We start from the raw sequence: 25,611 nt of genomic DNA, 5'->3' as shown, positions 1-25,611 counted from the left end.
GCGGCGCCGGTGCCACGTCCGGTGACGCCGTCACCGCACCCATGCAGGGCACCGTCGTCAAGGTCGCCGTCGAAGAAGGACAAGAAGTCGCCGAAGGCGACCTCATCGCCGTCCTCGAAGCGATGAAAATGGAAAACCCCGTCAACGCCCACAAAGCAGGCATCGTCACCGGCCTCGCCGTCACACCCGGCTCGGCGATCACCCAAGGCACCGTCCTCGCGGAACTGAAGTAAGAACCCCTCTGGGACCACGAACGTCCGGGTTAGTCTGTCTCTCATGGCAGACAACCCGGACGTTCGCATCGGTACGGCCGAGCGCGAGCAAGCACTCGAAGCGTTGAGCAGACATCTCGGCGACGGGCGCCTGACGTTGCCGGAGTTCGACGAACGTAGTTCCGTCGTCTCCTCCGCCACGACGCGCGGCCAACTCGACGCGGTGTTCGCGGATCTGCCATCCACGACGGTCACTCCTTCCGTCTCGAAGCCGTTGGAGAGGACCGCGTCGCAAACACCTGCCGCGGAGTCGTCCGACGACGACGGCTGGGACTGGCGCAAAGCGGTCATGGCTGCGACGCCGATCGTTGCGCTCGTTCTGTTCTTCGTCGTTCCCGTGTCGAACAGTTGGTTGTTCTTCCTGTTGATTCCTTTGGTCGGTGCCGTGATCTTCGGCGGGGACCGGTCGAGCCGGAAGCGGGATCGACGGTGACGGCGCCAAAGGCCCTGTTGTTCGACGTGTTCGGAACGGTCGTCGACTGGCGCACGAGTGTGGCTGCCGCAGTCTCGTCGGCGCTGCCCGAGTTGCAGGATCCATATTCTTTCGCCGATCGGTGGCGCAGCCTCTATCAACCGTCGATGGAAGAGGTCAGATCCGGGTCACGCGAGTTCGTCCGGCTGGATGAACTGCACCGTGAAAGTTTGCGAACAGTGTTGTCGGAGCAGGACATCGAGCTACCCGACGCCGCTGTCGACGACCTCAACCTTGCGTGGCATCGCCTCGATCCCTGGCCGGATTCGGTCGACGGCATCACGCGGTTGAAGGAGCATTTCGTCGTCGCGCCACTGTCCAACGGCAACATCTCTCTGCTGCTGGACATGGCGAAGAATGCGGGTATTCCGTGGGACGCGATCCTCGGAGCCGAACCGGTCCGCGCGTACAAGCCCACGCCCGACGCCTATCTTCGTACCGCCGACATCCTCGGATTGCGGCCCGACGAGTGCATGATGGTCGCTGCACACAACAGCGACCTCGACGCCGCTCGCAACTGCGGTTTCCGCACCGCGTTCGTCTGCAGGCCGAGCGAGCATGGGCCGCAACAAAATTCGGATATGCGGCCCGAATCCGATTGGTCGTACAGCGTCGAGTCGATCACCGAGTTGGCGACGGCATTGCACTGCTGACTCGTCAGTTCACCTCGGTCAGTGCTCCCCCGACCCACTGTTCGACGGCAGCGCGAGACTGCAATTGGACTATCGAAAGTTCCGGCCTGCGCTCGGCCACCGCGAGGACACGTTCGCCCGTGAGCGAGTGCGTCCTCCAGGCCCAGCGGATGATGTGGTCTTCTTCCCTGAAGATGCTGCGCAGCGGCGGTTCGATGTTGCCGTTCCACAACACTTCTCGACGCAGCCGCCGTCCTATCGTGCGCTGCGACACCTGGCGCATGACCGTAGTTCGCGGTAAGTCGAGCCAGACGAGCAGATCGGCGCGGTCCGCCAGCTTGTCTCGAACCGAACCGTACTGCCACTCGGTCACCCACGACGGTCTCGACGAGAACTCGTCCACTTCGGCCTCGAACGACGGGCGGGGCGTCCAGCCTGGACCGTGGAACAAGCCGTCGATCTCGATGTGCTCGGTGCCGAGGACTCGAGCGATCCGTGAGGCCAACGTCGTTTTCCCGGACCCCGACGTGCCGGCGACTATCACCCTCGACGGTCTGTCGGTCAGCGTGTCGGCGGGTCCGAGGATCACCGAAACACCCTACCCGTGCGTGCGAATGTATAGCCCGCTATACATTCGCACGCACGACCGGCAGTAGCGTAGGAGCACGCCGCCCGGCCGAGCCAGTTCGGTCACCGACGGTAATCCTGATCCACACCCGTCGCCCAGCGCGAACATTCGACGGGAACGACATCCGTCCGCCCACGGAGAAAGTCACGCGCACCGGAATCCCCGACGGCCGTGGAGATGACGTCGTCCCAATGTTCGCGTCCGAACACGACCGGATGACCGGGTACGCCGTCGAATACTGCTCGTGCGAGGTGCGACTGCGCAGCGCGAGCAGTGTCCAAGACTGCACCGACGACGTCGCTCCCCACATCCGGCGTGTCGACGACGTGGACGACTGCGAAGGAAGCGTCACCGGCTGCACCGAGACCCGCCCGCAACGATGCGCTCAGCCCCTCACGCCATTTCGGGGCGTGGACCGTCTCCGCGCCGAGAGGCACCGGCACCGAAGCAGCCCCGAGTACGACGAGCACTCGGCCGCAGCCGCCGTCGACCAGCGCACGAACGGCCGCGTTCAGCCACGCCCCGTCGTGCGCGAGTACTTTCGGTGAGCCGTACCGAGTTCCAGCACCGGCGGCGAGAAGCACTCCGACCGCGTCAGACGTCATTCACCAGTCCTTTCCGACTGCACCATTCTGCCCGCTCGAGTCGCGGTAACGGCCGTCATGGTCGATCCTGTTACCACTCGCCTGCAGCGTCGCAGGACCCAATACCTGCTGCCACCTGCGAGGTACCCATGTCCGTTCTTCCCACGAAGCGTCGCCGTGTTCATCCCGTCGACGAGGTTCTCCCCGTCCCGAAACTCGCCGCGTACGGATTTCAGCACGTCGTTGCCTTCTATGCGGGCGCAGTGCTGGTTCCGATCATCATCGGCAGCGCGATCGGACTGACCGACGAACAACTGATTCACCTGATCAACGCGGATCTGTTCACGTGTGGGATCGCGTCGATCGTCCAGTCGGTGGGCTTCTGGAAAATCGGCGTGCGACTTCCGTTGCTGCAGGGCGTGACCTTCGCGGGCGTGTCCCCCGTCATCGCGATCGCCATGGCGAACGGCGGCGGGACCGAAGGCCTCCTGTACGTCTACGGCTCCGTCATCGTCGCAGGTCTCGTCACGTTCTTCATGGCCCCGTACTTCAGTAGACTCCTCAGATTCTTCCCGCCGGTCGTGACTGGAACGGTGATCACGATCATCGGCGTCGCGTTGCTGCCCGTCGCTGTCAACGACGCAGTGACGAATCCTGCTACGCACGAACAAGATCCGACCAACGGCCGCTGGATGGCCTACGCCATCGGAACCCTGCTCGTCATCGTGTTGATCCAACGATTCTTCAAGGGCTTCATGGCGACGATCGCCGTCCTGCTCGGGCTCGTCGCAGGCAGCGCAGTCGCATTCGTGCTCGGAGACATGAACTTCGACCGTACGGGCGAGGCGTCGTGGGTCGGCTTCACCCAGCCGTTCCTGTTCGGCGTACCGAAATTCAGTGTCGTCGCGATCATCTCGATGATCGTCGTCATGCTGATCATCGCGGTCGAGACCACCGGCAGCGTCTACGCGACGGGTGAGATCGTCGGCAAGCGCATCAAGAAGGACGACATCGCCGCGACGCTTCGGGCAGACGGCGTCGCCACGGTCGTCGGCGGCACGTTCAATTCGTTTCCGTACACGGCATTTTCGGAGAACGTCGGACTGGTGCGCCTCACCGGAGTGCGAAGCCGGTGGGTGGTGGCGTCGGCCGGCGTCATCATGATGCTGCTGGGATTGCTTCCGAAAACGGCCGCCGTCGTCGCGTCCATTCCGCCACCGGTTCTCGGTGGGGCCGCTCTGGCGCTGTTCGCGACCGTCGCCGTCGTCGGCATTCAGACGCTGTCGGCCGTCGATTTCACCGACCATCGCAACTTGATCGTCGTAGCGACCAGCCTCGGACTGGCAATGCTGGTCACCATTCAACCGAGCGTCGCCGACGGCGTCCCGGACTGGCTGGAGATGCTGTTCGGAAGCGGCATCGTTCTCGGAGCCGTCACCGCGATCGTGTTGAACATCGTGTTCTTCCACATCGGCAATCGTGGTCAGACCGTCGCCGGCGGCCCGGGCGACGGCATCACGCTGGATCGTGTCAACACGATGACCCACGACGACTTCGCCTCGACGTTCGGAGGCCTCGTCCAGGGGACACCGTGGGTGGTCGATCGTGCATACCAGCAGCGACCGTTCGCCGACGCGCACAGCCTGCGCGAGGCTTTCCAGGAGGCCCTACTGGCAGGCACGACCGAGGAACAACTCGAGCTCATCAACAGCTACCCGGACCTCGGGAGCGAAGACGACACCGGCATGCCCGAGGCGGCCGATCACACGGGCCTGTCGAATCTCGACGAGGACGAGCACGACGACATCGTCGAACTCGCCACCGAGTATCGCCGGCACTTCGGATTTCCCTTGGTCATCTGCGCCCGCGAAACGGAACGGTACGACCGAGTGCTGGCGAACGGCTGGTCTCGTATCGAGAACGCGCCCGCCGCCGAGCGTTCGTTTGCGATGATCGAAATCGCCAAGATCGCCAACTATCGTTTCGACGACCTCGTCGCCGACGCCAACCCCATCGCCGCAGCCAGGTTCGGACGGTTGACCGACCGTACGTAGCGAGATACGAAAGAGACACGCGGTGTTACACGAGAACACAGGCCTGGAGGGTTTCAACAGGCTGACCGACCGACAGGCGATGCATGCGCTGTTCGAATGCTGCTCCTCGTCGATCTGGGCGCGACGTGTCGCGTCCGGCCGACCGTTCGCCAGCCGGGACATGCTGTTGGACAGAGCCGATCGTGTGTTGGCCGAACTCCCCGAAGCCGAGATCGACAGAGCGCTCGACGGTCACCCGCGCATCGGAGCACAGGCCGACAACCCGTCGTCGCGGCGGGAACAGGCGGCGGTGCAGACCGCGGGCTCGGACGTTCTCGACGTGCTGGCGAAAGCCAACCGGGCGTACGAGGACAAGTTCGGGCACGTGTATCTCGTCTGCGCGACTGGCAGGTCGGCCACCGAGTTGCTCGCTATTCTCGAGGAACGACTGGGCAACGATCCCGAAACCGAACGACGGGTGATGCGCGTGGAACTGGCCAAGATCAATCGGATTCGTCTGCATCGCCTGCTGGGAGAAGACACATGACCGGCATCAGCACCCATGTTCTCGACGCCGTGCGCGGCACACCCGCCGTGGGAGTTCGCGTCGAGCTGTTCACCAACGGAGTCGAGATCGCGTCGGCTCTCACCGACACCGACGGCCGTGTGCCCGAACTACTTCCGGGTCCCGTCGACGAGGGCACGTACCGCCTGTCGTTCGACACCGGAACGTATTTCGACGCACTCGGCACTCGGACCTTCTACCCGGAGGTGTCGATCTCGTTCGCAGTCGCCGATTCCGGTGCGCACTATCACGTGCCGTTGTTGTTGTCTCCGTTCGCCTATTCCACCTACCGCGGCAGCTGAAAAGAGGATTTCGCACGATGACCGACCTCGACGGCAAGATCGTCCTCGGCGCCAACCAGTACGGGAAGGCAGAGAACCGCGTCGTACGCATCTACCGGGACAGCCCGCGTCACGAGATCCACGACATCAACGTCTCGAGCGCTCTGCGCGGGGATTTCGCACCGGCACACCTGGTGGGCGATCAATCGACCGTCCTCCCCACCGACACGCAGAAGCAGACGGCGTACACGTACGCGAAGACGAAAGGTCTTCTCCATCTCGAAAGTTACGGCCTCGACCTGGCGCGGCATTACGTCGACGACGTCGAACCCGTCGACGGCGCTCGCATCGAACTGGAGGAGTACGCGTGGCAGCGTGTCGTGATCGACGGCGTCGAACACGATCACACGTGGACTCGTAAGGGCGAGGAGACGCGCACGTCGGCGGTGACGGTCGAGGGAAAGGGTGACAGCCAGAAGACGTGGGTGATCAGCGGTTTCAAAGACCTGGTCATCCTCAAGTCGACCGGTTCGGAGTTCGCCGGTTTCCTCGAGGACGAGTTGACCGTGCTCGAGCCGACGCACGACCGCGTCATGGCCACGTCGTTGATCGCGCAGTGGCGCTACACCCACATCGACGTCGACTGGGACGGCGTGTATGCGGGTGTCAAGGCCGCGATGATCGAACGCTTCGCCAACCTGCAGTCGTTGGCGCTGCAGCAGACCCTGTTCGCGATGGGTGAGGCAGTACTGCAGAAGTATCCGTTCATCGCCGAGATCCGGATGTCGGCGCCCAACAAACATCACTTCCTGTACGACATCGGCCGGTTCGGGGTCACGAACGACAACGAGGTGTTCAACGCCGACGACCGCCCCTACGGACTCATCCAGGCCACCGTCGAGCGAGAGGACGCACCCGACGCCGGTAGCGCCTGGCGGACCTACTCGGTCGTGGGCTGACGGCTCTCGCGGGCGATGCCTCCGCGCTATCGCATCACCTGCTCCGCCCATTCGACGAGCGGGACGAGCGTCCGCCACGCCGTGCGCACGTGGTCGGCCGCCGCAGCCGTTTCGAGCCACGGCGGTGAACCGAAGTGCGTGCTCGCCGTCAGCGACTTGTGGCGCAGCAGGTCGATGCGCGGGTGGTCGAGTTCGTAGCCTCGCGGCTTGGTCTTCAGCTTGTCCCCGCCGATGTCGAACCCGGCGTCGGTCAGCGTCGACACCAGCCCTTCGAGTTCGGTGCCGCGTACCTCGTTGTCGACGGCGTCGCGGAACAGTGCGATGCCGTCGGTCGTCGCACCGTAGAAACCACAAGCGACGAACAGTCCTGCAGGATCGATCTGCACGTAGAAACCCAGGCTCGGACCGCGGGCGACGAAGCCTCCCTGATGCGTCTTGTACGGCGTCTTGTCCTTGGAGAACCGGACGTCACGGTACGGCCGAAATACCTTGCCGCTGCCGAACTCGCCTTCCAACTCGGCCAACAATTCGACCATCGGCACCTTGACCGATTCCTCGTAGACATCCTTGTGCGCGTTCCACCACGGCTTGCTGTTGTCCGCTTCGAGATCCTCGTAGAAGTCGAGCGCCGCGAACGGGAATCCGGTGAAAGCCATGCGGCGAGTCTAGGTGGCACGGTGAGCCGGTCCAGATGGGTCGCTCCGCAGGCTCCGCTCCTGATGTTTCGTGCGAGTTTCCACTCGATCGACGAAGAACCCTTCGTTCGTAACACGAGCTGACTACTGTTCGGCACAGACAGTCGTGCAGGTGAACCACACCGGCAAACCGCAGCGCCGAGAGCAGGTGCGTCATGGACTTGGGAACCATCGAGGACGTCGTGATCCCCACCGATCGTTCCGGCCTGCCTCCCGGCGCGCCCGACACGGCCGTCATCGCAGGTGGCACGTGGTTGATGTCCGAGAAGCAGGATCACCTGACGCGGTTGGTGGACATCACGGCACTCGGCTGGCCTGCTCTCGACGCCGGGTACGACGAACATGCGAGCGACGGCCTCGAGATCGCCGCAACCTGCACCATCGGTGAGCTCGCGGAGGCACGTTTCGACCGCGACTGGCCCGCAACCGCCCTGTTCTCGCAGTGCGCGACCGCCCTGCTCGCGTCGTTCAAGATCTGGAGGGTCGCGACGGTCGGCGGCAACATCTGCATGTCGCTGCCCGCGGGCTCGATGATCTCCATGGCGGTCTCGTTGGACGCCGTAGCGACGGTGTGGTCGTCGGACGGTTCCGATTACCGAATCCCCGTGGTCGATCTCGTCACGGGACCGCACGAGAACGCACTGAACGTCGGCGACGTCGTACGCAGCATCCATGTCCCCCGTCACGCGCTCGAAGCGACAACGGCATTCAGGAAGACGGCGCTGTCGCCGCTCGGCCGTTCGGCGGCGGTCGTGATCGGGCGAGTAGACCGCGACGGCCAGTTCGTTCTGTCGGTGACGGCCGCTACGGTACGCCCCCATGTGGTTCGCTTCCCGACGACGCCGTCCCCATCCGAACTCGAAGCGGCACTGCGACAGTCGATTCCGGACGACTCCTGGTACGACGACCCGCACGGCGCACCGGATTGGCGTCGGCACATCAGCATTCGTTCGGCACTGGACATCCTCGGGGAGCTGTCGTGAAATTCACCCTGAACGGCGTCGACGCCGACCACACACCGCGCCCGGGACAATGCCTGCGCACACTGCTGCGCGAGAACGCACACTTCGAGGTCAAGAAAGGCTGCGACGCAGGCGATTGCGGTGCGTGTTCGGTGCTAGTCGACGGCCACCCCGTCCACTCCTGCATCTACCCGGCCTATCGCGCCGCAGGCCGACGCGTCGTGACGGTGGCCGGTCTCGGCACACCGGACGACCTTCACCCGGTGCAGCGACGGTTCGTCGACGCGGGCGGTTTCCAATGCGGATTCTGCACTGCGGGAATGGTTCTCACGGCATCGACACTCGACGACGACGCCATCGCCGAACTACCGCAGCGTCTGAAGGGAAACCTGTGCCGCTGCACCGGATATCGATCGATCGACGACGCGGTCCACGGCGTCGTCAACACCGAGAAACCTCAGGGTGGTCCGTCGTGCGGTCGTTCGCTCGCTGCTCCGGCCGGAACACGCATCGTCACCGGCACCGAGCCGTACACGATGGATTTCGCTCCCCCTGGCCTTCTGCATGCCAGCGTGCTCGGAAGTCCCCATCCCCACGCTCGAGTGGTGGCGATCGATACTTCCGCAGCCGAGGCGATCGCGGGTGTCCGGTTGGTTCTGACAGCGGCGGACAGCCCCGATCGACTGTTCTCGACGGCCCGTCACGATCAACGCAACGACGACCCCGACGACACTCGCGTCATCGACACGATGATGCGGTTCAAAGGCCAGCGCGTCGCCGTGGTGGTCGCCGAAACTCTCGCTGCTGCCGAGGCCGGATGCCGTGCCCTCGTCGTCGACTACGAGATACTGCCCGCGGTGTTCGACACCGAGGCCGCCTCGGCACCCGGAGCACCGAAGATCCACGGCGACAAGAAACACGACGCGAGGATCGCGGACGCGTCGCGCAACCTCGTTGCCGAAGTGCACGGCGGCACAGGCGATGTCGAGGAAGCTGTCGCAGCTGCCGATGCCGTCGTGACCGGGCGATGGCGAACGGGCCGGATTCAACACGTACACCTCGAGACACACGGCACCATCGGCTGGCGCGGCGACGACGGTCGCCTGAATCTCCGTACCAGCACTCAGGTTCCGTTCCTCGTCCGCGACGAGGTCTGCGAGATCTTCGGCCTCGATCGCGACGAGGTCCGTGTGTTCACCGCCCGCGTCGGCGGGGGCTTCGGCGGCAAGCAAGAACTTCTGACCGAGGACATCGTGGCACTGGCCGTTCTGCGCACCGGTTCACCCGTGCAGTTCGAATTCACACGCCGAGACGAGTTCACGGTGTCGCCGTGCCGCCACCCGTTCCAGGTCGACGTCACGGCTGCGGCGTCCGCGGACGGCACCCTGACGGCTCTGGCGATCGACGTCGTCACGGACGCGGGCGCGTACGGCAACCACAGTCCAGGCGTGATGTTCCACGGCTGCGGTGAATCGATCGCCGTGTATCGGTGCGCGAACAAGCGCGTCGACGCGAAGAGCGTGTACACCAACAACATTCCGTCGGGTGCGTTCCGCGGCTACGGGCTCGGGCAGGTCATCTTCGCGGTCGAATCGGCGTTGGACGATCTCGCCCGCGAACTCGACATCGACCCGTTCGAGTTCCGTCGCCGCAACGTCGTCGTACCCGGTGACCCGCTCGTCGCAGCCCACGTCGAGGGCGACGACCTGGTCTACGGCAGTTACGGTCTCGACCAATGCCTCGACCTGGCCGAACAGGCTCTCCGGCGAGGCAACGGAGTGGAACCGCCGGAGGGGTGGAAGGTCGGGGAGGGCATGGCCGTCGCGATGATCGCGACGATCCCGCCCCGAGGCCACCATTCCGAGGCGTCCGTCGCGTTGCAGCCGGACGGACGCTACGAGGTGCGCATCGGCACAGCCGAATTCGGCAACGGCACGACGACGGTGCACACCCAGATTGCCGCCACCGCACTCGGAACGTCACCGGACCGCATCGTCGTCCGCCAGTCCGACACGGACGCGACGACGTACGACACCGGAGCCTTCGGATCCGCGGGAACCGTCGTCGCGGGCAAGGCACTGCACGCGGCGGCGACGCGTATGGCCGACCACGTCGTGGACATCGGTGCGTCTGTGTCCGGTTGCCCTCGAGAGACGTGCACGCTCGGGCCGCAGGGCGTGCAGTGCGGTGACCGATTCGTCTCGCTCGACGACATTCTCGCCGCGTCGGGCGGAACCCTCGTCGCCGACGGTGACAGCGGCGGCGTCCCCCGATCACTCGCCTTCAACGTGCACGCATTCCGTGTCGCCGTCGACGAAGGGACCGGCACCGTCCGCATCCTGCAGTCCGTTCAGAGCGCCGACGCAGGCACCGTCATGAATCCGCAGCAATGCCGCGGACAGGTCGAAGGCGGTGTGGCTCAGGGCATCGGAACCGCGATGTACGAGGAGATGAAGACCGACGGCGCCGGAACGGTCGTCACCGATTCGATTCGCAGCTACCACGTTCCGCAGTTCGCCGACATCCCGCGCACCGAGGTCTATTTCGCCGACACGTACGACACTCTTGGTCCGTTCGGCGCCAAATCGATGAGCGAATCGCCGTACAACCCGGTGGCCCCTGCCCTCGCGAACGCGATCAAGGACGCCGTCGGCTCCAGACTCTACGAGCTACCGTTGTCGTCCGATCGTGTCTGGAGGTCGCTCGGCGAGATGTCGACGGACGACTGAGCCGCGGGAACTTTCCAGTTCTTCGTCAGCCTCCAGTACAGGTACGAGATCAGTCCGATCGGAATGGGCAGCAACCACGTCGCACATCGGAACAGTAGGACCGCGGCCACGAGTTGCGCCTGATCGCTCGCGACCAGTCCTGCGCCGAGCACCGCGACCAGTGCGGCTTCGGCGATTCCGAGTCCGCCCGGCGTCGGCGCGACGAACGCCGCGAGCCACATCGCACCGAACGCGACCACGATTCGATCCCACCCGACCACGTCCTGGCCGATGCCGCACATCCGTACCGCCACCCCGAGCACGAGTGCACCGAGCAGTTGGGACAGCAGCATCGTCGCAGTCAGCGACCGCCAGCAGGTGCGCACCCGATTGTTGACGTGCGCACGGAAATCCGACACGGCCTGTTCCATGTCTCTCGGATGTACCCGCGACAGGTGTCTGGCCACGGCGTTGCGCATCCGCGTCAGCAGTCGACCTACTCGACGCGCGAATCCGTCGTCGACGATGATCGCCGCGATCAACAGGCACACGGCTGCCACGACGATGCACGACGCCACGGCGACCCATACAAGGGAACCGGACCCGGTACCGAACACCACGAGGATCACGAGCGCGATCGACATCAACACGTAGCGGGTGAGGTTCGTCCAGATTCCGACGGTGATGATCGACGTCGTGCTGTCGACGGCGCGAAAGCCCCACGACCGATACATGGCGAATGTCAAACCCGTTGCGACAGTGCCACCTTCGGGCACGGTGTTGGCCAGAGCAAGCGACGCGGTGCGAGCGACGCCGGCTTGCGCCGTCGTCAGTCCGGGAAGTGTGTACGCCATCGGCCGCAGCATCGACGCCAGGTACAGCAGCCCGAGCGCACACACGACGACCACCTCGGTCACGGTGATCCCGCCCACGGCCTCGGAAACCGCGCCTGTCTTGCCGACCGAGCGATAGAGCAGCCACATGACCAGCGCCACGACGCCGTACGACAATCCGGCCGACGCGATCTTTCGGACACCGATGCGGTTCATCGGGCGTAGAACGTCTGCAGAATGATCGTGCTGCGGGTCTGCACGTTGGCCGTCGCTCTGATCTCCTGCAGCAGGTGTTCGAGACTGCGCGGCGAGTCGACGCGCACCAACAACACGTAGCTCTCCTCGCCCGCCACGGAGTGGCACGAGTAGATCGCCGGGATGTGCTTCAGCCGCGCGGGAGCGTCGTCGGGCTGGGCAGGATCGATCGGCGTGATGGCCACGAACGCGGACAACGGTCGTCCCAACGCCTCGTCGTCGACCAGGGCCGTGTAGCCGCGAATGACGCCGCGCGATTCGAGACGACGCACCCGCGACTGCACCGCGGACACCGACAGACTCGCTTTTTCCGCCAACGTCGCGAGGGTGGCACGGCCGTCGGCGACGAGTTCGTCGACGATCAATCGGTCGACCCGATCGAGATTTTCGCTCACCTGCGCAAATCTAGCTCAGAACGCGCAGTTCGGTTTACGATGCGTCGGTGACGTCCTGGCCGGAGCGAGCCCGAGACCTCGCCGACACGGTGCTCTTTCCCGCCGCCGACGCAGTCGACGCAGCGGGAGAAATTCCGCGCAGCCACTTCGATGCTCTTGCCGCCGCGGGCTTCTACGGCTTGGCGGCGCGCGACGACGGCCCCGACATGTCCGAACTGCCGGACATCTTCGAAACACTGTGCGGCGCCTGCCTTTCCACCGCGTTCACGTGGATGCAGCACGGCGGAGTCGTGATGTCCCTCGCGAACAGCCCGAACGAGGGGCTCAGAAACAAGTACTTCGACGAGCTCGTCGACGGCTCCATGACAGCAGGCGTCGCATTCGCCGGTGCCATTCCGAGGCCGCCCAAGTTGTACGCGCGCCGTGAGGCTTCCGGATACGTCCTCGACGGATCGGCACCTTTCGTATCCGGATGGGGCATCGTCGACGTGGTCCAGTTGTCGGCGCGCGACGAGTTCGACGATTCGATCGTCCATGCCATCGTTTCCGCACAGGCAGTCGACGGCACCGACACCGGTAGCCTGACCGTCGAGCCGCTGACGTTGATCGCCGCCGACGCGAGCAACACCGTGCGTCTGCGCTTCGAGAACTTCCACGTCGACGACGCGTCTGTCGTGTCGGTCGTCACGGACTCGCAGTTCCAGGCAGGTCAGCTCTACGGTTCGTGGATCAACGGATGCATGGCGATGGGCATCGCACGACGCTGCATCCAGCAGATGGAGGAGTTGGGCGTCGACGTCGACGCGTACCGGCGGCTGCATGCCGGCGCTCGCGCGAACTTCGACGACGCGCTCGCGGGCCGGTACGACATGTTCTGCGCGCGGGCAGACGCGTCGGAACTGGCGGTGCGCACCGCGGCCGCGCTCGTCGCGGCTACCGGCAGCAGCGCATTGGTCGGCCACGGGACCGCCGAACGACTGATGCGGGAGGCGACGTTCACGCTCGTCGCCGCGAGCAGGCCGCAGATGAAGACGGCGCTGCTGAAGGGGTTGTCGAGCGAACGGACGGGGTCAGGCGAAGAGCGGGGGTAGCACGAACACCATCACGGTCGACCAGGTGACGTGCGTGATGATCGGCGCCAGGATGCCACCGGATGCACGCCGCTGCAGCGCGAGAACGAACCCGAGTGTGATGGCCGCGAACGCCAACATCGGGTTGCCGCTGGCGAGCGTGACGACGGTGTAGACGAGCGTCGTGATGACAACGGCCTTGTTCCTGCCGATGGCGGCGTACAGCGCGCCGCGGAAGAAGATTTCCTCGGCGACGCCGTTGAGCAGCGTGATGAACACGATCAGCGCCAGCGAACCGAATCTGGCGTGAGCCAGGACGTTCTCGGTGAAGTCGGCCAACGGTGGAATTTCCCGCACGATCAGCGCGCCGACGACGAACACCGCGCCTGCCATCAATCCGATGACGATCGGCGTGATGATCGGACGTCTCATCGATTCGTTGAAACGAATCCGTCCGAGATGGAGCGGCCCGGACGCGAACCCTCCCACGATCCATGCAGCCGCGAGACCGAGCGTCAACGGGTAGAACGCGCTGTCTCCCGGTCTGACCGACAGTGAGACACCCAGAAGCGTCGCGCCCACCACGAGAGTCACGACCACCACGATGCGTCGCCGCAGGAAGGCCTTGTCGGTTTCGTCGTGGTTTCTGTCGACCTTGTCGACGAGTGCGGATCGCATCACGTCGACGACGCTGGACTGCCAGCCCGGCATCAGACCTCCCCTGTTCGATCGTGACTCGCTCGGTCCTTCGTCGTGCGTCGCGCTGTCATCATGCGTCGCATTGCCGATCGTGCTCGTTCGGAAACGTCCTGCGCGACATCGAGGTGAGTGCGCACGACCGCCGCGACCGGCCACGAGTAGAGCAGCGTACGTGCGCCGAGGGCCTCGAGCAGGCTCCATGTCCGCCGTGACGACGCCGCGACCCCGTAACGGCGAATGCCGAGGGCGTCACCTCCGCTCCACGCCGCATCGGTGTTCGCGAGGCGTAACGGATCCTTGAGCGCCGCCACCCCCGGCGGCGTGCCGACACTGCCGAGAACGCTGCGGCGCATCGCGTCCTCGATCGTGGTCAGTCCACCGTCGGGCTCGCCTGCGATGTCGCGGATTCTGTTCTCGGACGTCGTCATCGTGTTGTGCAGCGACTCGACGAGATCCTCGGCCAACCCGTCGGGAACCGGAATGATCTTTCCGATGACGCGCCCTGCGAGGCTGGTCGGAACACCGGGCGTCGGCACCCCGATGCGCGTCAGTCCGGCGGCATCGACGTAGGCGAACAACAGATCGCGGTACGGCACCGTGTCGGGGCCGCCGATGTCGTACGCGCCGGCCGGCACGGTGGATCGAGAGGCGAGCAGGTAGAACAACACGTCGTCGACCGCGATCGGTTGTACGGGGTGGTCCAGCCAGTCCGGCAACGGCAGGATCGGAAGTCGGTCGGCGAGATACCGCAACATCTCGTACGACGTCGACCCTGCGCCGATGACGATCGCGGCTTTCAACCAGACCACCTCGACGTCGTCGACGGCGAGCGCTCGTCCCACGTCGGCGCGACCGGCGAGGTGTTCCGACAGCTCTTCGTCGTCGGGAACGAATCCGCCCAGATACACGATGCGCCGAACACCCGCTGCGGATGCGGCCTCTCCGAAGTGACGAGCCGCGGTCGTGTCCTGGGTACGGTAGTCGGCCTCACCGATGCCGTGGACGAGGTAGTAGGCGACGTCGACGGGTCCGGCTTCTCGAAACGCGGATTTCAGCGACAAGGGGTCGCCTGCATCGAGTTCGACGGTGTCCACCCGGTCGCGCCAGTCGAACGCGTCGAGCGTTTCCGGGGTACGGGACGCCGCGCACACCGAGTCACCGGCCGCCAACAACGACGCGATCAACCGGGAACCGATGTAGCCACTCGCTCCGGTGACGAGAATGTTCATGACTCGAGGCTAGCGTCGTTGCGTGCGGAGGCCGTGGCGTTGCAGGCCGTCGCGTCGTCGGCTGCGGCGTTGTCGGCTGTGGCATTGTCGTGTGCATGGCACTGGTGCTGGCAGGCGTCCGACTCCCCGACCCCGTCGACGGAAAGTCGGCGGTCGGCTTCGGGATCGGCGTGGTGAAAGCGAGCGCCCGATGGGCCCGCGAGTCGGTGACGTTCGCGGTCGAACTGCCGGGACGCATCAGTGCGCTGCTCGACGAAGCCGCCGTGCTCGTCGCCCGTATCGACGCCGTCGTCGACGCCGCGCAGCGCCTGATCGACCGAACGGGAGGTGTCATCGATCGCGTGGACAGCGTCGTCGACGGGGCTGCGTCGACCACCCGAGCAGCGAACGACGTGGTGCTGACGGCCGGTGCGACCTCCACCACCGCACTCGAATTGGTGGAATTGTTCGATCCGATTGCTCAACAGTCCGCCCCGTTCGCCAAGAAATTCGTCGACCATCTGTCCGAGGACGAGGTCGACGCGGCCATCGAGATGGTCGACCAACTCCCCGGGCTCGTGAAACACATGGAAGCGGTCATTCCCATTCTGGCCACGCTCGACACAGTGTCTCCGGAAATTCACGAACTGCTCGCCGTCACGAAAGATGTTCGACGCGCAGTCATCGGCATCCCCGGGTTCAAGTTCTTCCGCAACCGAGGCGAGGAGAAGCTCGCCGACGAGGAAGACCACCACTAAATCTCCTCACACGAACGCGAATTCGTCACCGCCGTGATACTTGGTCAGCGTCTCGGAGATGGTACGGCGTGACGGCGGATGAAACGCGTACGCCTGGATGGCAGCCGCGAGGTAGCCGATCTCGGGCGACTTGATGAATCCGATGCCGCCGAGCGACTCCATCGCAGCAGAGCTCGCACGCACCAGAGCGTCGCGAATCGCGATGCGGCAGAACAGAAGTCGGGCGGACAAATCCTGCCCCCGCGCCCCGGAATCGAATTCCCACGCCACGGATTCGATTGCAGCCATGCCGTTCTCGATGTCAGCCGCCGCCCTGGTGTAGCCCTCGAAGTCGCCCTTGTCCGCCGCGAGGAGTTTCTCCAGCAGCATCGACGCGGCGCCGAGGTAGTTGGCCGTGATCAGCATGCCGAACCACAGGTAGCCCGTCATCTCGTGAATGCCGTCGGGATCGTCGTCGATGTTGAGCAGCACGAAACTTGCCGGCACCTCGACGTCGTCGAGCTTCACCTCGTCGCTCTGCGCGCCGGCGAGGATGTCGGTGTCCCAGAACCGGTTCACGGTCACCCCGTCCAGATTGGACGGAATCAACGCGACTGCACGCTCGCCGTCCTTGTCGCCGACGCCTTCGACCTCGACACTAGCGGTCAACAAATCCATCGAACCCGACAAGCTACAGGGCTTCTTGCTGCCGTTGATGATGTACGAATCCCCCCGCTTCGTCGCCTTCATCGTGGGGATGAACACGCTGCCGCCCGGATTTCCCTCGGAGAAGCCCGATGCGATGACGGCTCGCTGCTCGACGAGCGCCGCGATCAACGCACGGTCGTCGTCGGACGCCTCCTGCGCGAACTCGTTCAGCGACGCAATGGACAGATGATGCATGGTCGTCGCCGCACCGAGCGACGGCGACCGCGACCCGATGGCCCGCTGCGCGCGGACCGCGTCGAGTGCCGTCGCACCCAACCCCCCGAGATTCTTCGGAACGATGAGGGCGGTACCCCCGGCTTCTCGGAATTTCGCAATGGCATCACCGCTACGACCTTCGAGATCGGCCAAGGGCGTTTCGTCCAAATAGTCCAGAAGACCCGGAAGATATTTCTCCAGAATTTCGCGTTCTCGAACCATCAATGCAGTCATGTTTCTCCTTCGATGAATACAAGAGTGATATGCACACGAGCGGTTCGCACCGTGGGCATGACTGAACAGCGACAATCGAATTCGCGACCGGTCGGCGATCTACCCGCAGTCTCACCTGCCGAAACCTCCGGTTCGAGGTTTCTTGTGTCGATGGAAACCGGGTTGCGAGTTTGTTTTGTCCATAAAAAGAGTTTCGATCTGCGGAAATGGAAATTTCCGTTCCGAATTCGTTCTCCACACCCATCCGATTACGCACCCGCGCCGAACTACTTCTCGAGTTCGCGACCATCGAATCTACGTAGTGCTCGACTTCCGTGCACCCGACGATGCCCTAGGAGACCAGGGACAGATGACCGTAAACCGATTGATCAAGAGACTCGACGGCGACGACCGCGTCGAATTGCTCCGCTCCGTTCGTGACGCCGACGTCAGCCCCTATTTCCGCGTCATGGAATCGGCAACCGCGCCCGTCGTACAGGTCGAAGGCGTGGACAAGATCATGTTGGGTTCCAACAACTATCTGGGACTCGCCGACCACCCCGACATCAAACGCGGCGCCCGAGAGGCGCTGGACACCTTCGGCTCCGCCATCACCGGGAGCCGACTGCTCAACGGCACGATGGATCTCCACCTCGAATTGGAGAACGAGATCGCCGAATGGCATGGCACCGAGGGGGCCATGGTGTTCACCACCGGCTATCAGACGAACGTCGGCACGATCAGCGCTGTCGTCGGCAAACAGGACGTCATCGTCGTCGACTCCGCTGCGCACGCGTCGATTCGCGACGGAAGCCAGCTGTCCGGTGCCCGAATTCGCAAGTTCGCACACAACGACCTGCAGGATCTCGAAGCCAAGCTGCAGGAACCGGTCGACGGCGACGGTGCCGTCCTGGTCATCGTCGACGGTCTGTATTCGATGGAAGGTGATCTCGCTCCGCTCGACGAGATCACCGCCCTGTGCACGAAATACGGTGCAGCACTGATGGTCGACGAGGCACACAGTCTCGGCGTATACGGCGACCGACTGACCGGCGCCGCCGAACTGTTCGGAACCGAGAACGACACCGACATCCGTATGGCCTCGCTGTCGAAGAGTCCCAGTTCCACCGGCGGATTCATCGCAGGCTCGAACGACCTGCTCGACACACTGCGCATCCACGCCCGCGCCTTTCTGTTCACGACGTCGGGGGTGCCGGCAGCAGTGGGCGCTTCCCTCGCGTCGGTCAGGCTCATCCGCAGCGACGAAGGTCGTCAACGCGCCGACCGCGTACTGCACAACGCAGAAACACTACGAAAAGGACTGGCCGACGCCGGTCTCGACGTCGGCGCGCGATCGAGGACACCGGGCGGTGACACCGCGTCTCCGATCGTGTCACTGCACGTCGGCGACGATCTCGTCGCAATGAGCCTATGGCGCACACTGTTCGACCGAGGCATCTTCACCAGCGCGGCTCTGCACCCTGCAGTCCCACGCGACGGGGCCCTGTTGCGGCTGTGCGCCATGGCGTCGCACACGGATTCGCACATCAGGACCGCAATCGAGACCATCGCCGACACGGTCGCCGAAAGCCGCGCGGAGCTGCCGTCGTGACACTTCGCATCGCGGTGACCGGAGCGACGAGCGACTTCGCTCGGGCGATACTCCCTGGCTTGCTCGACGACGACGACGTCGAGTCGGTCGTGGGAATCGCGCGTCGACGGACTCCCCTCGTGCATCCCAAATTGCAGTCCGTTCGGTCCGACATCCGATCTCCGGAAATGGAACACATCTTTCGGGGGTGCGACGTCGTCGTCCATCTCGCGTTCGTCGTGGAGGAACTGCGCGACAAACGAACGACACACGACATCAACCAGCGCGGATCGCGCAACGTGCTCGACAGCGCGTACCGCGCAGGCGTACGACGCATGGTCATCGCGTCGAGCATCAACGCGTACGGCCCGGACATCCACGACGAGCCTCTGACCGAGAAGGACTATCCCGCAGGCGATCCCGACCGGTACTACTTCCACGACAAGGCCGAGGTCGAGCACTACGCGGAATGGTGGCTGCGGCGACACCCGGGCGAGATGGCTGTCAGCATGCTCCGGCCGACGTACATCATCGGTCCCGACTTCTCCAACGACGGCATCGATCAGTTCACGTCCACGATCGGCGCATTCCCACAGGCTGATCGCGCGTCGTACCAGTTCCTGCATCAACACGACCTCGCCGACGCGTTCCACCGGGCGGTGAAACAGGATCTCGACGGACCGTACAACGTCGGGCCACGCGACTGGACAGGCGTGCGTGAACTCGCTGCGATGCAGGGTCAGAAGCTGTTCGACGTGCCTGAACGTGCGGCCGTCGTCGCCGCGAACATCGCCTTCCGTCTGGGCCTCACGCCGTTCTCGGGCCAATGGGTGACGGCAGGCGAACCCGTCGTCGACTCGACGGCCCTGCACACGGCCACCGGATGGTCGCCGACGCTGACGTCGCGAGAGTGCGCGGCAATCATGATCCTGCTGCAGGGACGGCCGATTCTCCTGCCCGAATACGCTCTCGAACGCGACGCCGCGTGTGAGGCAGCCCTGGCACCGGCATCGGCAGTCGTGGGCGTCGCCGCAGGTGAACACGTTCAACTGCGGACACCCGACGGAAGTGTGCACTGCGAACTGCATCGTGGGGGTGGGCGCAGGACGATCGTCCTGCCTGCCCGACCTGGCTCACACGCTCGCTATTGCACTCCGCTGGCCGTGGAACTGCGAGAGCGCGGGTACGACGTCGTCGCGGTCGATCCACCGGGGCACGGGCTCAGCACCGGCCCTCGCGGCCGCGTCGACCAGGCGCAGTTCGACAGGGCTGTCACCGAAGCCGTCGAGTACGCACGGCGCACGTTCGGTGGACCGATATCCATCGTCGTCGACGAGGGTTCCCGCTCGCCGTCACCCGACGACCCCTTGGTTCCGAAGCGCGTGCGAGGCCGCGTGTCCGTGGCCACCTACATCTCGGCACGCACGATCGACGACGTCATCGCGCACATCGGGCCCGCAGGCGCTGCCACCAGCCAGGCCGCGTCGTCGGCGCCGCAGACGATCCGGGGCTAGACGCACGGGAGGCCCGGGCGGCGGCGTCGACCGCGGCCCGGTTCACTCGCCACTGCTCGACCCACGCGTCGACGTCGACCGGAGAGATGGGAATCAACGGAGGCGACGGCACCCGAATCCAGGCGACGACGCGGGCGTTCAGATCGCGCAGATGGCTGCGAACCGACTCCTCGAGCCGCATGTCGATCAGGACGGCCGGAAGTTTCTCGATTTCCTTGCGTAGCTGCAACGATTCGGGCAGGAGCGCATCGGTGGACAGGTTCTCTCGTTTCAGATAGCCCTTGATCCACCACAACTCGTCGTGCGGACCGGTCCCCTTCGGGATCGGCTTGCCTGCGCCCTCGAGGTTCTCGAACGCGCCTTGCTCCTGCGCTTCTCGAATCTGCTTGTCGACGAACGACTCGAAAGTGACGCCGTGCTTCTTTCTTTCCGTCACACATCGATGATGCCTGTCGGGCGCCTTCGGCGCACGTGAGTGCTTATGTAGAGCAGGCTCTACATAAGCACTCACAAGGGGCTCAGCCGTACAGCTCGACCAGGCGATCGAACTCGGCCCGGTCGATCAGCTGCGGCTCGCCGATGGCCAGTGCCTGCGCGTACTTCGCGGCCAGGTGGTAGTCCCGCCCGAGGGGACCGCGCTCACCGTCGTCTTCCTGAACGCTGGCCCCCGGCGGAACTTCGTTCTGCAGGCCGTTGGTTTCCTTGCCCAGTCGAGCGTCGAGTTCTGCGGTGATCTTCTGCATGATCTCTTGGTCGTCGGTCATGGCTGGTCCAGTACCCAGCGAGCGCCGTCCCCACACGTTCGAGGTTCGTTGTCGGTGCCTCGGGGCATCATGGTCGAATGGCCCGAAAAGTAGAGACCGACGCGACGGCGGCACTCGCGCGTTTCTCCGCGCCGACGCAGGAGTGGTTCGCCGGCGCGTTCCACAGTCCGACGTCCGCGCAGGCAGGGGCCTGGGAAGCAATCTCGAGCGGTCGCCACACGTTGGTCGTCGCGCCGACCGGTTCGGGCAAGACGCTGTCGGCGTTCCTGTGGTCCATCGATCAGCTGGCCACCCGGGACGTTCAGGCCGAACGCAAGACGAAAGTTCTCTACATCTCGCCGCTGAAGGCCCTCGCGGTCGACGTCGAACGCAACCTGCGCGCACCGCTCGTCGGTGTCACTCAGACGGCCAAGCGTCTCGGCCTCGAACCGCCCGACATCTCCGTCGGTGTCCGGTCCGGTGACACAAGTCAGGCCGACCGCCGCACCATGATCAAGACTCCCCCGGACATCCTCATCACCACCCCGGAGTCACTGTTCCTGATGCTGACGTCGTCGGCGCGCGAGGCTCTGACGCTCGTCGACACCGTCATCGTCGACGAGGTCCATGCCGTCGCGGGCACGAAGCGCGGGTCGCACCTCGCGCTCTCGCTCGAACGCCTCGACCTGATGCTGCCGAAACCCGCGCAACGCATCGGCCTGTCCGCGACGGTCCGGCCGCACGAGGAGGTCGGCCGATTCCTCACCGGCGCTGCGCCGATCGAGATCGTCGCCCCGCCCGCGCCGAAGACGTTCGACCTCACGGTGCAGGTGCCGGTCGAGGACATGACCGAGCTCGGAGTCACCACGCCCGCCGAAGGAGACGCGTCGGCCGCGCCGCAGCAGGGGTCCATCTGGCCACACGTCGAGGAGAAGATGGTCGACCTGATCCTCGACCACAAGTCGTGCATCGTCTTCGCCAACTCTCGTCGCCTGGCCGAACGTCTGACGGCCCGACTCAACGAGGTGTACGCCGAGCGACTCGGCGACGGAATCGACACCGCACACGGGCCCGCATCGCAGCTCGGCAGCTCGGGCGAGGTCAACCACGGGGCCGAGCCGCTTCTCGCACGCGCCCATCACGGCAGCGTCAGCAAGGATCAGCGCGCCCTCATCGAGGACGACCTCAAATCCGGCCGACTGCGATGCGTCGTCGCCACCAGCAGTCTCGAGCTCGGAATCGACATGGGCGCAGTCGATCTCGTCGTTCAGGTCGAAGCACCCCCGTCCGTGGCGAGCGGACTCCAGCGCGTCGGACGCGCCGGCCACCAGGTGGGTGAGATCTCGAAAGGCGTGCTCTTCCCGAAGCATCGCACCGATCTGATCCACTGCGCCGTCACCGTCGAGCGGATGACGACCGGCAAGATCGAAGCGCTTGCCGTACCGGCCAATCCGTTGGACATCCTCGCGCAGCAGACCGTTGCGGCGTGTGCGCTCGAGCCCATCGACGCACACGACTGGTTCGACGCGGTCCGGCGCACCGGCAGCTTCGCGACCCTGCCACGCTCGGCCTACGAGTCGACGCTCGACCTGCTGTCCGGTCGCTATCCGTCGGACGAATTCGCCGAACTACGTCCTCGCCTGGTGTGGGATCGCGACGCCAACACCCTCACCGGCCGTCCCGGGTCGCAGCGGCTTGCCGTCACGTCCGGCGGTTCGATCCCCGACCGCGGACTCTTCACGGTGTACATGGTCGGCGAAAAGGCCTCTCGCGTCGGCGAACTCGACGAGGAAATGGTCTACGAATCGCGTGTCGGGGATGTGTTCGCACTCGGCGCCACCAGTTGGCGCATCGAGGAGATCACCCACGACCGCGTGCTCGTCAGCCCGGCGTACGGTCAGCCCGGGCGTCTGCCGTTCTGGCACGGCGACGGCCTCGGCCGTCCCGCCGAACTGGGTCGGGCTCTCGGCGAGTTCCTCCGCAGTACGTCCGAACGCGAGGGCCTCGACGCGCGACTGAGCGGCGACGGTCTCGACACCAACGCGGTCACCAACCTGATTTCGCTTCTCGACGAACAGAAGGAGACGACCGGGCAACTTCCCACGGACCGCACGATGATCGTCGAACGGTTCCGCGACGAACTGGGCGACTGGCGCCTCGTGCTGCACTCGACCTACGGCCAGCAAGTGCATGCCCCGTGGGCACTCGCGATCGGCGCGCGGCTGATCGAGCGCTACGGCATCGACGCGGCACCGACGGCGTCCGACGACGGCATCATCGTCCGACTCCCCGACACCGACGACAATCCGCCCGGCGCCGACCTGTTCGTGTTCGACAGCGACGAGATCGCCGACATCGTCACCGAGCAGGTCGGTGGTTCGGCGCTGTTCGCATCGCGCTTCCGTGAATGTGCCGCGCGCGCACTGCTTCTTCCCCGACGCAATCCGGGAAAGCGTGCACCCCTGTGGCAGCAGCGGCAGCGCGCGTCGCAACTGCTCGATGTCGCCCGCCGCTATCCGACATTCCCGATCCTGCTCGAGACCGTGCGCGAATGCCTGAAGGACGTGTACGACCTCCCTGCTCTCGAAGAGATCCTTGCGCAGATCGGGCGTCGGCAGATCCGGATCGTCGAGGTCGAGACACCGTCGCCGTCGCCGTTCGCCAACTCGTTGCTGTTCAACTACGTCGGCGCGTTCATGTACGAGGGCGACAGTCCGCTCGCCGAACGTCGTGCGCAGGCACTATCGCTGGACTCTGCGCTGCTCGCCGAGTTGCTCGGACGCGTCGAACTGCGGGAACTGCTCGATCAGTCGGTCATCGAGACCACCGAACTCGAACTGCAACGCCTCGTGCCCGATCGGCGCGCGAAGGACATCGAAGGCGTCGCCGACCTCCTACGCTTGCTCGGCCCGCTCACCGCCGACGAGGTAGACGCCAGGACCCACGGCGACGAGTCGCGACTCTGGCTGAACGAATTGGCCTCGGCCAGACGGGCGTTGGAGGTCACGTACGCCGGGAACACGTGGTGGGCCGCGATCGAAGACGCCAGCCGCCTGCGCGACGCGCTCGGTGTACCCCTTCCGATCGGAACGCCCAACGCGTTCATCGAACCGGTCGACGACCCGATGACCGATCTGATCAGCCGCTACGCCCGTACGCACGGACCGTTCTCGGTCGACGACGTCGCAGCACGGTTCGGTATCGGAACCGCCGTCGTACGGGGTGTATTGGCGACCCTCGGCGCCGACAAGCGCGTCGTCGAAGGCGAGTTCCGGCCCGAGAAGACCGGGAGCGAGTGGTGCGACGCCGAGGTACTGCGCAGGCTCCGGCGTCGGTCTCTCGCGGCCGCGCGACAGGAAGTGGAACCTGTCGGCACCGCGACCCTCGGACGCTTCCTCCCGGCGTGGCAACACGTCGACAGTCGCCAGCTCAGTGGCATCGACGGAGTGGCGTCGGTCGTGGAACAGCTTGCGGGGGTGCCCATTCCGGCGTCGGCGTGGGAGTCGCTCGTTCTGTCGTCGCGCGTACGCGACTACTCCCCCGCGATGCTCGACGAACTGACCTCCACCGGTGAGGTGGTCTGGTCCGGCCACGGGTCCATCAGCTCGAAGGACGGCTGGGTCTGTCTGCACATGGCCGACACGGCGCCCCTGACATTGGCGCCGCCTGCCGAAGCCGACCTGTCGGAGTTGCAGATCAACGTGCTCGACGCCGTCGCGGCAGGCGGCGCGTACTTCTTCCGCCAACTGTCCGACACCGTCGGCAGCACCGACGACGACAGCCTGGTCGCAGCATTGTGGGAGCTCGTCTGGGCCGGCCGCCTCAGCAACGACACGTTCGCGCCGTTACGCGCCCTGCTGAACGCCACCACCACCAGGTCGGCGCCGAGCCACCGGGCGCCCAGACGCACACCGCGTCTGCGGTCGTATCGGCGATTCGAGCGCCCGACGCTACCGTCACGCAGCGGTCCGCCGACGGCAGGCGGACGCTGGTCCCGTGTCCCCGAACTCGAACCGGATCCGACCGTTCGCGCGCACGCCACCGCCGACGTGCTGCTCGAACGGTACGGCGTCGTGACGCGGGGTTCCGTCATGAACGAGGGAATCCCGGGCGGGTTCGCGACGATGTACAAGGTGCTGACGACATTCGAGGACTCCGGTCGCAGCCGACGCGGCTACTTCGTCGATTCGCTCGGCGGCGCACAGTTCTCGACATCCGAGGTCGTCGACCGGCTGCGCAGCTACAACGAGCGGGAGAAGACGGGCGCCGTCGTTCTGGCTGCGTGTGATCCCGCCAACCCGTACGGCGCCGCGCTGCCGTGGCCGAAGCCCGACGACGACGTCGACACCCCGCGACACCGACCGGGACGCAAAGCAGGTGCACTCGTTGTCCTGCACGAGGGCGAACTCACTCTGTTCGTCGAACGAGGAGGGAAGACCGTGTTGACGTTTTCCAACGACGAGGAGGTCACTGCGACGGCCGCACAGGCATTGGCCGCGACGGTGAAGCGCGGTGGCGTCGACAAGCTGCTCGTCGAACGCGTCGACGGACACGACATCCACGGCACCGCCTTCTCGAAAACGCTTGTAGCAGCAGGTTTCTCTGCGACACCGCGCGGCCTCAGGCTGCGGGGGTAGC

At 65.1% G+C, this 25,611-nt stretch carries 24 protein-coding genes; 14 read left to right on the top strand and 10 right to left on the bottom strand.

All coding sequences use genetic code 11. From position 1 onward, the window contains the following. The 3 genes from DK926_RS23660 to DK926_RS23650 form a co-directional block, all read left to right on the top strand. On the top strand, nucleotides 1-233 hold a 233-nt coding region (locus DK926_RS23660), incomplete at its 5' end, for a DUF2118 domain-containing protein (protein WP_114332416.1). 43 nt (nucleotides 234-276) lie between these two features. After that, nucleotides 277-705 carry a DUF1707 domain-containing protein gene (locus tag DK926_RS23655; RefSeq protein WP_114332415.1) on the top strand — a complete coding sequence of 143 codons (429 nt, stop codon included), beginning with the start codon at nucleotides 277-279 and terminating at the stop codon, nucleotides 703-705. Next, entirely contained in the window at nucleotides 702-1,397 is a 696-nt protein-coding gene (locus DK926_RS23650; protein WP_114332414.1) for a haloacid dehalogenase type II, read from the top strand. The genes DK926_RS23655 and DK926_RS23650 overlap by 4 nt, the downstream gene beginning before the upstream one ends. Nucleotides 1,398-1,401: 4 nt before the next feature. Here DK926_RS23650 and DK926_RS23645 read toward each other — a convergent pair whose 3' ends face one another. Together DK926_RS23645 and DK926_RS23640 are read right to left on the bottom strand one after the other, a co-directional pair. After that, entirely contained in the window at nucleotides 1,402-1,965 is a 564-nt protein-coding gene (locus DK926_RS23645; RefSeq protein ID WP_114332413.1) for an AAA family ATPase, read from the bottom strand. A 101-nt stretch (nucleotides 1,966-2,066) separates the two neighbouring features. Then, nucleotides 2,067-2,609, bottom strand: coding sequence for a nucleotidyltransferase family protein (locus DK926_RS23640; protein WP_114332412.1), 543 nt, complete (start codon nucleotides 2,607-2,609; stop codon nucleotides 2,067-2,069). 128 nt (nucleotides 2,610-2,737) lie between these two features. On the opposite strand from DK926_RS23640, the gene uraD (DK926_RS23635) reads away from it, so the two are divergent. From uraD (DK926_RS23635) to pucL, 4 genes are read left to right on the top strand one after another with little or no spacing between them, the layout of a single operon-like run. Then, complete coding sequence (uraD, locus tag DK926_RS23635) at nucleotides 2,738-4,642, top strand: 2-oxo-4-hydroxy-4-carboxy-5-ureidoimidazoline decarboxylase (RefSeq protein ID WP_114332411.1); 1,905 nt, start codon at nucleotides 2,738-2,740, stop codon at nucleotides 4,640-4,642. 22 nt (nucleotides 4,643-4,664) lie between these two features. Next, nucleotides 4,665-5,168, top strand: a complete 504-nt coding sequence (uraD, locus tag DK926_RS23630) for a 2-oxo-4-hydroxy-4-carboxy-5-ureidoimidazoline decarboxylase (protein WP_114332410.1) — start codon at nucleotides 4,665-4,667, stop codon at nucleotides 5,166-5,168. Beyond that, nucleotides 5,165-5,488, top strand: a complete 324-nt coding sequence (uraH, locus tag DK926_RS23625) for a hydroxyisourate hydrolase (RefSeq protein ID WP_114332409.1) — start codon at nucleotides 5,165-5,167, stop codon at nucleotides 5,486-5,488. The genes uraD (DK926_RS23630) and uraH overlap by 4 nt, the downstream gene beginning before the upstream one ends. 17 nt (nucleotides 5,489-5,505) lie before the next feature. Beyond that, nucleotides 5,506-6,426 carry a factor-independent urate hydroxylase gene (gene pucL / locus DK926_RS23620; RefSeq protein WP_068431927.1) on the top strand — a complete coding sequence of 307 codons (921 nt, stop codon included), beginning with the start codon at nucleotides 5,506-5,508 and terminating at the stop codon, nucleotides 6,424-6,426. A gap of 26 nt (nucleotides 6,427-6,452) precedes the next feature. On the opposite strand, the gene DK926_RS23615 is transcribed toward pucL, so the two are convergent. Continuing rightward, nucleotides 6,453-7,082 carry a DUF2461 domain-containing protein gene (locus tag DK926_RS23615; RefSeq protein WP_114332408.1) on the bottom strand — a complete coding sequence of 210 codons (630 nt, stop codon included), beginning with the start codon at nucleotides 7,080-7,082 and terminating at the stop codon, nucleotides 6,453-6,455. Nucleotides 7,083-7,276: 194 nt separating this feature from the next. On the opposite strand from DK926_RS23615, the gene DK926_RS23610 reads away from it, so the two are divergent. Further along, nucleotides 7,277-8,104: an FAD binding domain-containing protein gene (locus DK926_RS23610; protein WP_068431932.1), complete on the top strand. Its 828-nt coding sequence runs from the start codon at nucleotides 7,277-7,279 to the stop codon at nucleotides 8,102-8,104. Then, the gene (locus tag DK926_RS23605) at nucleotides 8,101-10,812 is read left to right on the top strand and encodes a molybdopterin cofactor-binding domain-containing protein (RefSeq protein WP_114332407.1); all 2,712 of its coding nucleotides are present in this window, start codon (nucleotides 8,101-8,103) and stop codon (nucleotides 10,810-10,812) included. Before DK926_RS23610 ends, DK926_RS23605 begins: the two co-directional genes overlap by 4 nt. On the opposite strand, the gene DK926_RS23600 is transcribed toward DK926_RS23605, so the two are convergent. Both DK926_RS23600 and DK926_RS23595 read right to left on the bottom strand, forming a co-directional pair. After that, nucleotides 10,746-11,840, bottom strand: a complete 1,095-nt coding sequence (locus DK926_RS23600; RefSeq protein ID WP_114332406.1) for a lysylphosphatidylglycerol synthase domain-containing protein — start codon at nucleotides 11,838-11,840, stop codon at nucleotides 10,746-10,748. The two genes, DK926_RS23605 and DK926_RS23600, sit on opposite strands and share 67 nt — an antisense overlap. After that, on the bottom strand, nucleotides 11,837-12,274 hold the full coding sequence (locus DK926_RS23595; RefSeq protein WP_068431941.1) for an Lrp/AsnC family transcriptional regulator: 438 nt from the start codon (nucleotides 12,272-12,274) through the stop codon (nucleotides 11,837-11,839). Before DK926_RS23595 ends, DK926_RS23600 begins: the two co-directional genes overlap by 4 nt. Before the next feature lie 47 nt (nucleotides 12,275-12,321). Between DK926_RS23595 and DK926_RS23590 the strand changes: the two genes are divergently transcribed. After that, nucleotides 12,322-13,365 carry an acyl-CoA dehydrogenase family protein gene (locus DK926_RS23590; protein WP_114332405.1) on the top strand — a complete coding sequence of 348 codons (1,044 nt, stop codon included), beginning with the start codon at nucleotides 12,322-12,324 and terminating at the stop codon, nucleotides 13,363-13,365. Here DK926_RS23590 and DK926_RS23585 read toward each other — a convergent pair. Continuing rightward, nucleotides 13,345-14,055: a type II CAAX endopeptidase family protein gene (locus DK926_RS23585; RefSeq protein WP_114332404.1), complete on the bottom strand. Its 711-nt coding sequence runs from the start codon at nucleotides 14,053-14,055 to the stop codon at nucleotides 13,345-13,347. The two genes, DK926_RS23590 and DK926_RS23585, sit on opposite strands and share 21 nt — an antisense overlap. Then, nucleotides 14,055-15,272 (bottom strand): NAD(P)H-binding protein, encoded by a 1,218-nt coding sequence (locus DK926_RS23580; RefSeq protein ID WP_114332403.1) that lies wholly within the window; start codon nucleotides 15,270-15,272, stop codon nucleotides 14,055-14,057. The genes DK926_RS23585 and DK926_RS23580 overlap by 1 nt, the downstream gene beginning before the upstream one ends. 95 nt (nucleotides 15,273-15,367) lie before the next feature. Between DK926_RS23580 and DK926_RS23575 the strand changes: the two genes are divergently transcribed. After that, nucleotides 15,368-16,009 carry a ribulose 1,5-bisphosphate carboxylase large subunit gene (locus tag DK926_RS23575; RefSeq protein ID WP_068431952.1) on the top strand — a complete coding sequence of 214 codons (642 nt, stop codon included), beginning with the start codon at nucleotides 15,368-15,370 and terminating at the stop codon, nucleotides 16,007-16,009. Between the two features lie 6 nt (nucleotides 16,010-16,015). Here the strand turns inward: DK926_RS23575 and DK926_RS23570 are convergent, their stop codons facing one another. Then, nucleotides 16,016-17,146 (bottom strand): acyl-CoA dehydrogenase family protein, encoded by a 1,131-nt coding sequence (locus DK926_RS23570; RefSeq protein WP_114332402.1) that lies wholly within the window; start codon nucleotides 17,144-17,146, stop codon nucleotides 16,016-16,018. A gap of 349 nt (nucleotides 17,147-17,495) precedes the next feature. On the opposite strand from DK926_RS23570, the gene DK926_RS23565 reads away from it, so the two are divergent. Next, nucleotides 17,496-18,737 (top strand): aminotransferase class I/II-fold pyridoxal phosphate-dependent enzyme, encoded by a 1,242-nt coding sequence (locus tag DK926_RS23565; protein WP_114332425.1) that lies wholly within the window; start codon nucleotides 17,496-17,498, stop codon nucleotides 18,735-18,737. Further along, nucleotides 18,734-20,230, top strand: a complete 1,497-nt coding sequence (locus DK926_RS23560) for an NAD-dependent epimerase/dehydratase family protein (protein ID WP_114332401.1) — start codon at nucleotides 18,734-18,736, stop codon at nucleotides 20,228-20,230. The genes DK926_RS23565 and DK926_RS23560 overlap by 4 nt, the downstream gene beginning before the upstream one ends. On the opposite strand, the gene DK926_RS23555 is transcribed toward DK926_RS23560, so the two are convergent. Next, entirely contained in the window at nucleotides 20,154-20,666 is a 513-nt protein-coding gene (locus DK926_RS23555) for a DUF1992 domain-containing protein (RefSeq protein WP_114332400.1), read from the bottom strand. The two genes, DK926_RS23560 and DK926_RS23555, sit on opposite strands and share 77 nt — an antisense overlap. A gap of 82 nt (nucleotides 20,667-20,748) precedes the next feature. Then, nucleotides 20,749-20,994, bottom strand: coding sequence for a modification methylase HgiDII (locus tag DK926_RS23550; protein ID WP_114332399.1), 246 nt, complete (start codon nucleotides 20,992-20,994; stop codon nucleotides 20,749-20,751). Between the two features lie 77 nt (nucleotides 20,995-21,071). On the opposite strand from DK926_RS23550, the gene DK926_RS23545 reads away from it, so the two are divergent. Beyond that, the gene (locus DK926_RS23545) at nucleotides 21,072-25,610 is read left to right on the top strand and encodes an ATP-dependent helicase (RefSeq protein ID WP_114332398.1); all 4,539 of its coding nucleotides are present in this window, start codon (nucleotides 21,072-21,074) and stop codon (nucleotides 25,608-25,610) included. Nucleotide 25,611 lies beyond the last annotated feature (1 nt).

Source organism: Rhodococcus sp. Eu-32, assembly GCF_003336925.1.
Classification (GTDB): domain Bacteria; phylum Actinomycetota; class Actinomycetes; order Mycobacteriales; family Mycobacteriaceae; genus Rhodococcoides; species Rhodococcoides kyotonensis_B.
This window is presented reverse-complemented; position numbering and strand designations above follow the sequence as displayed.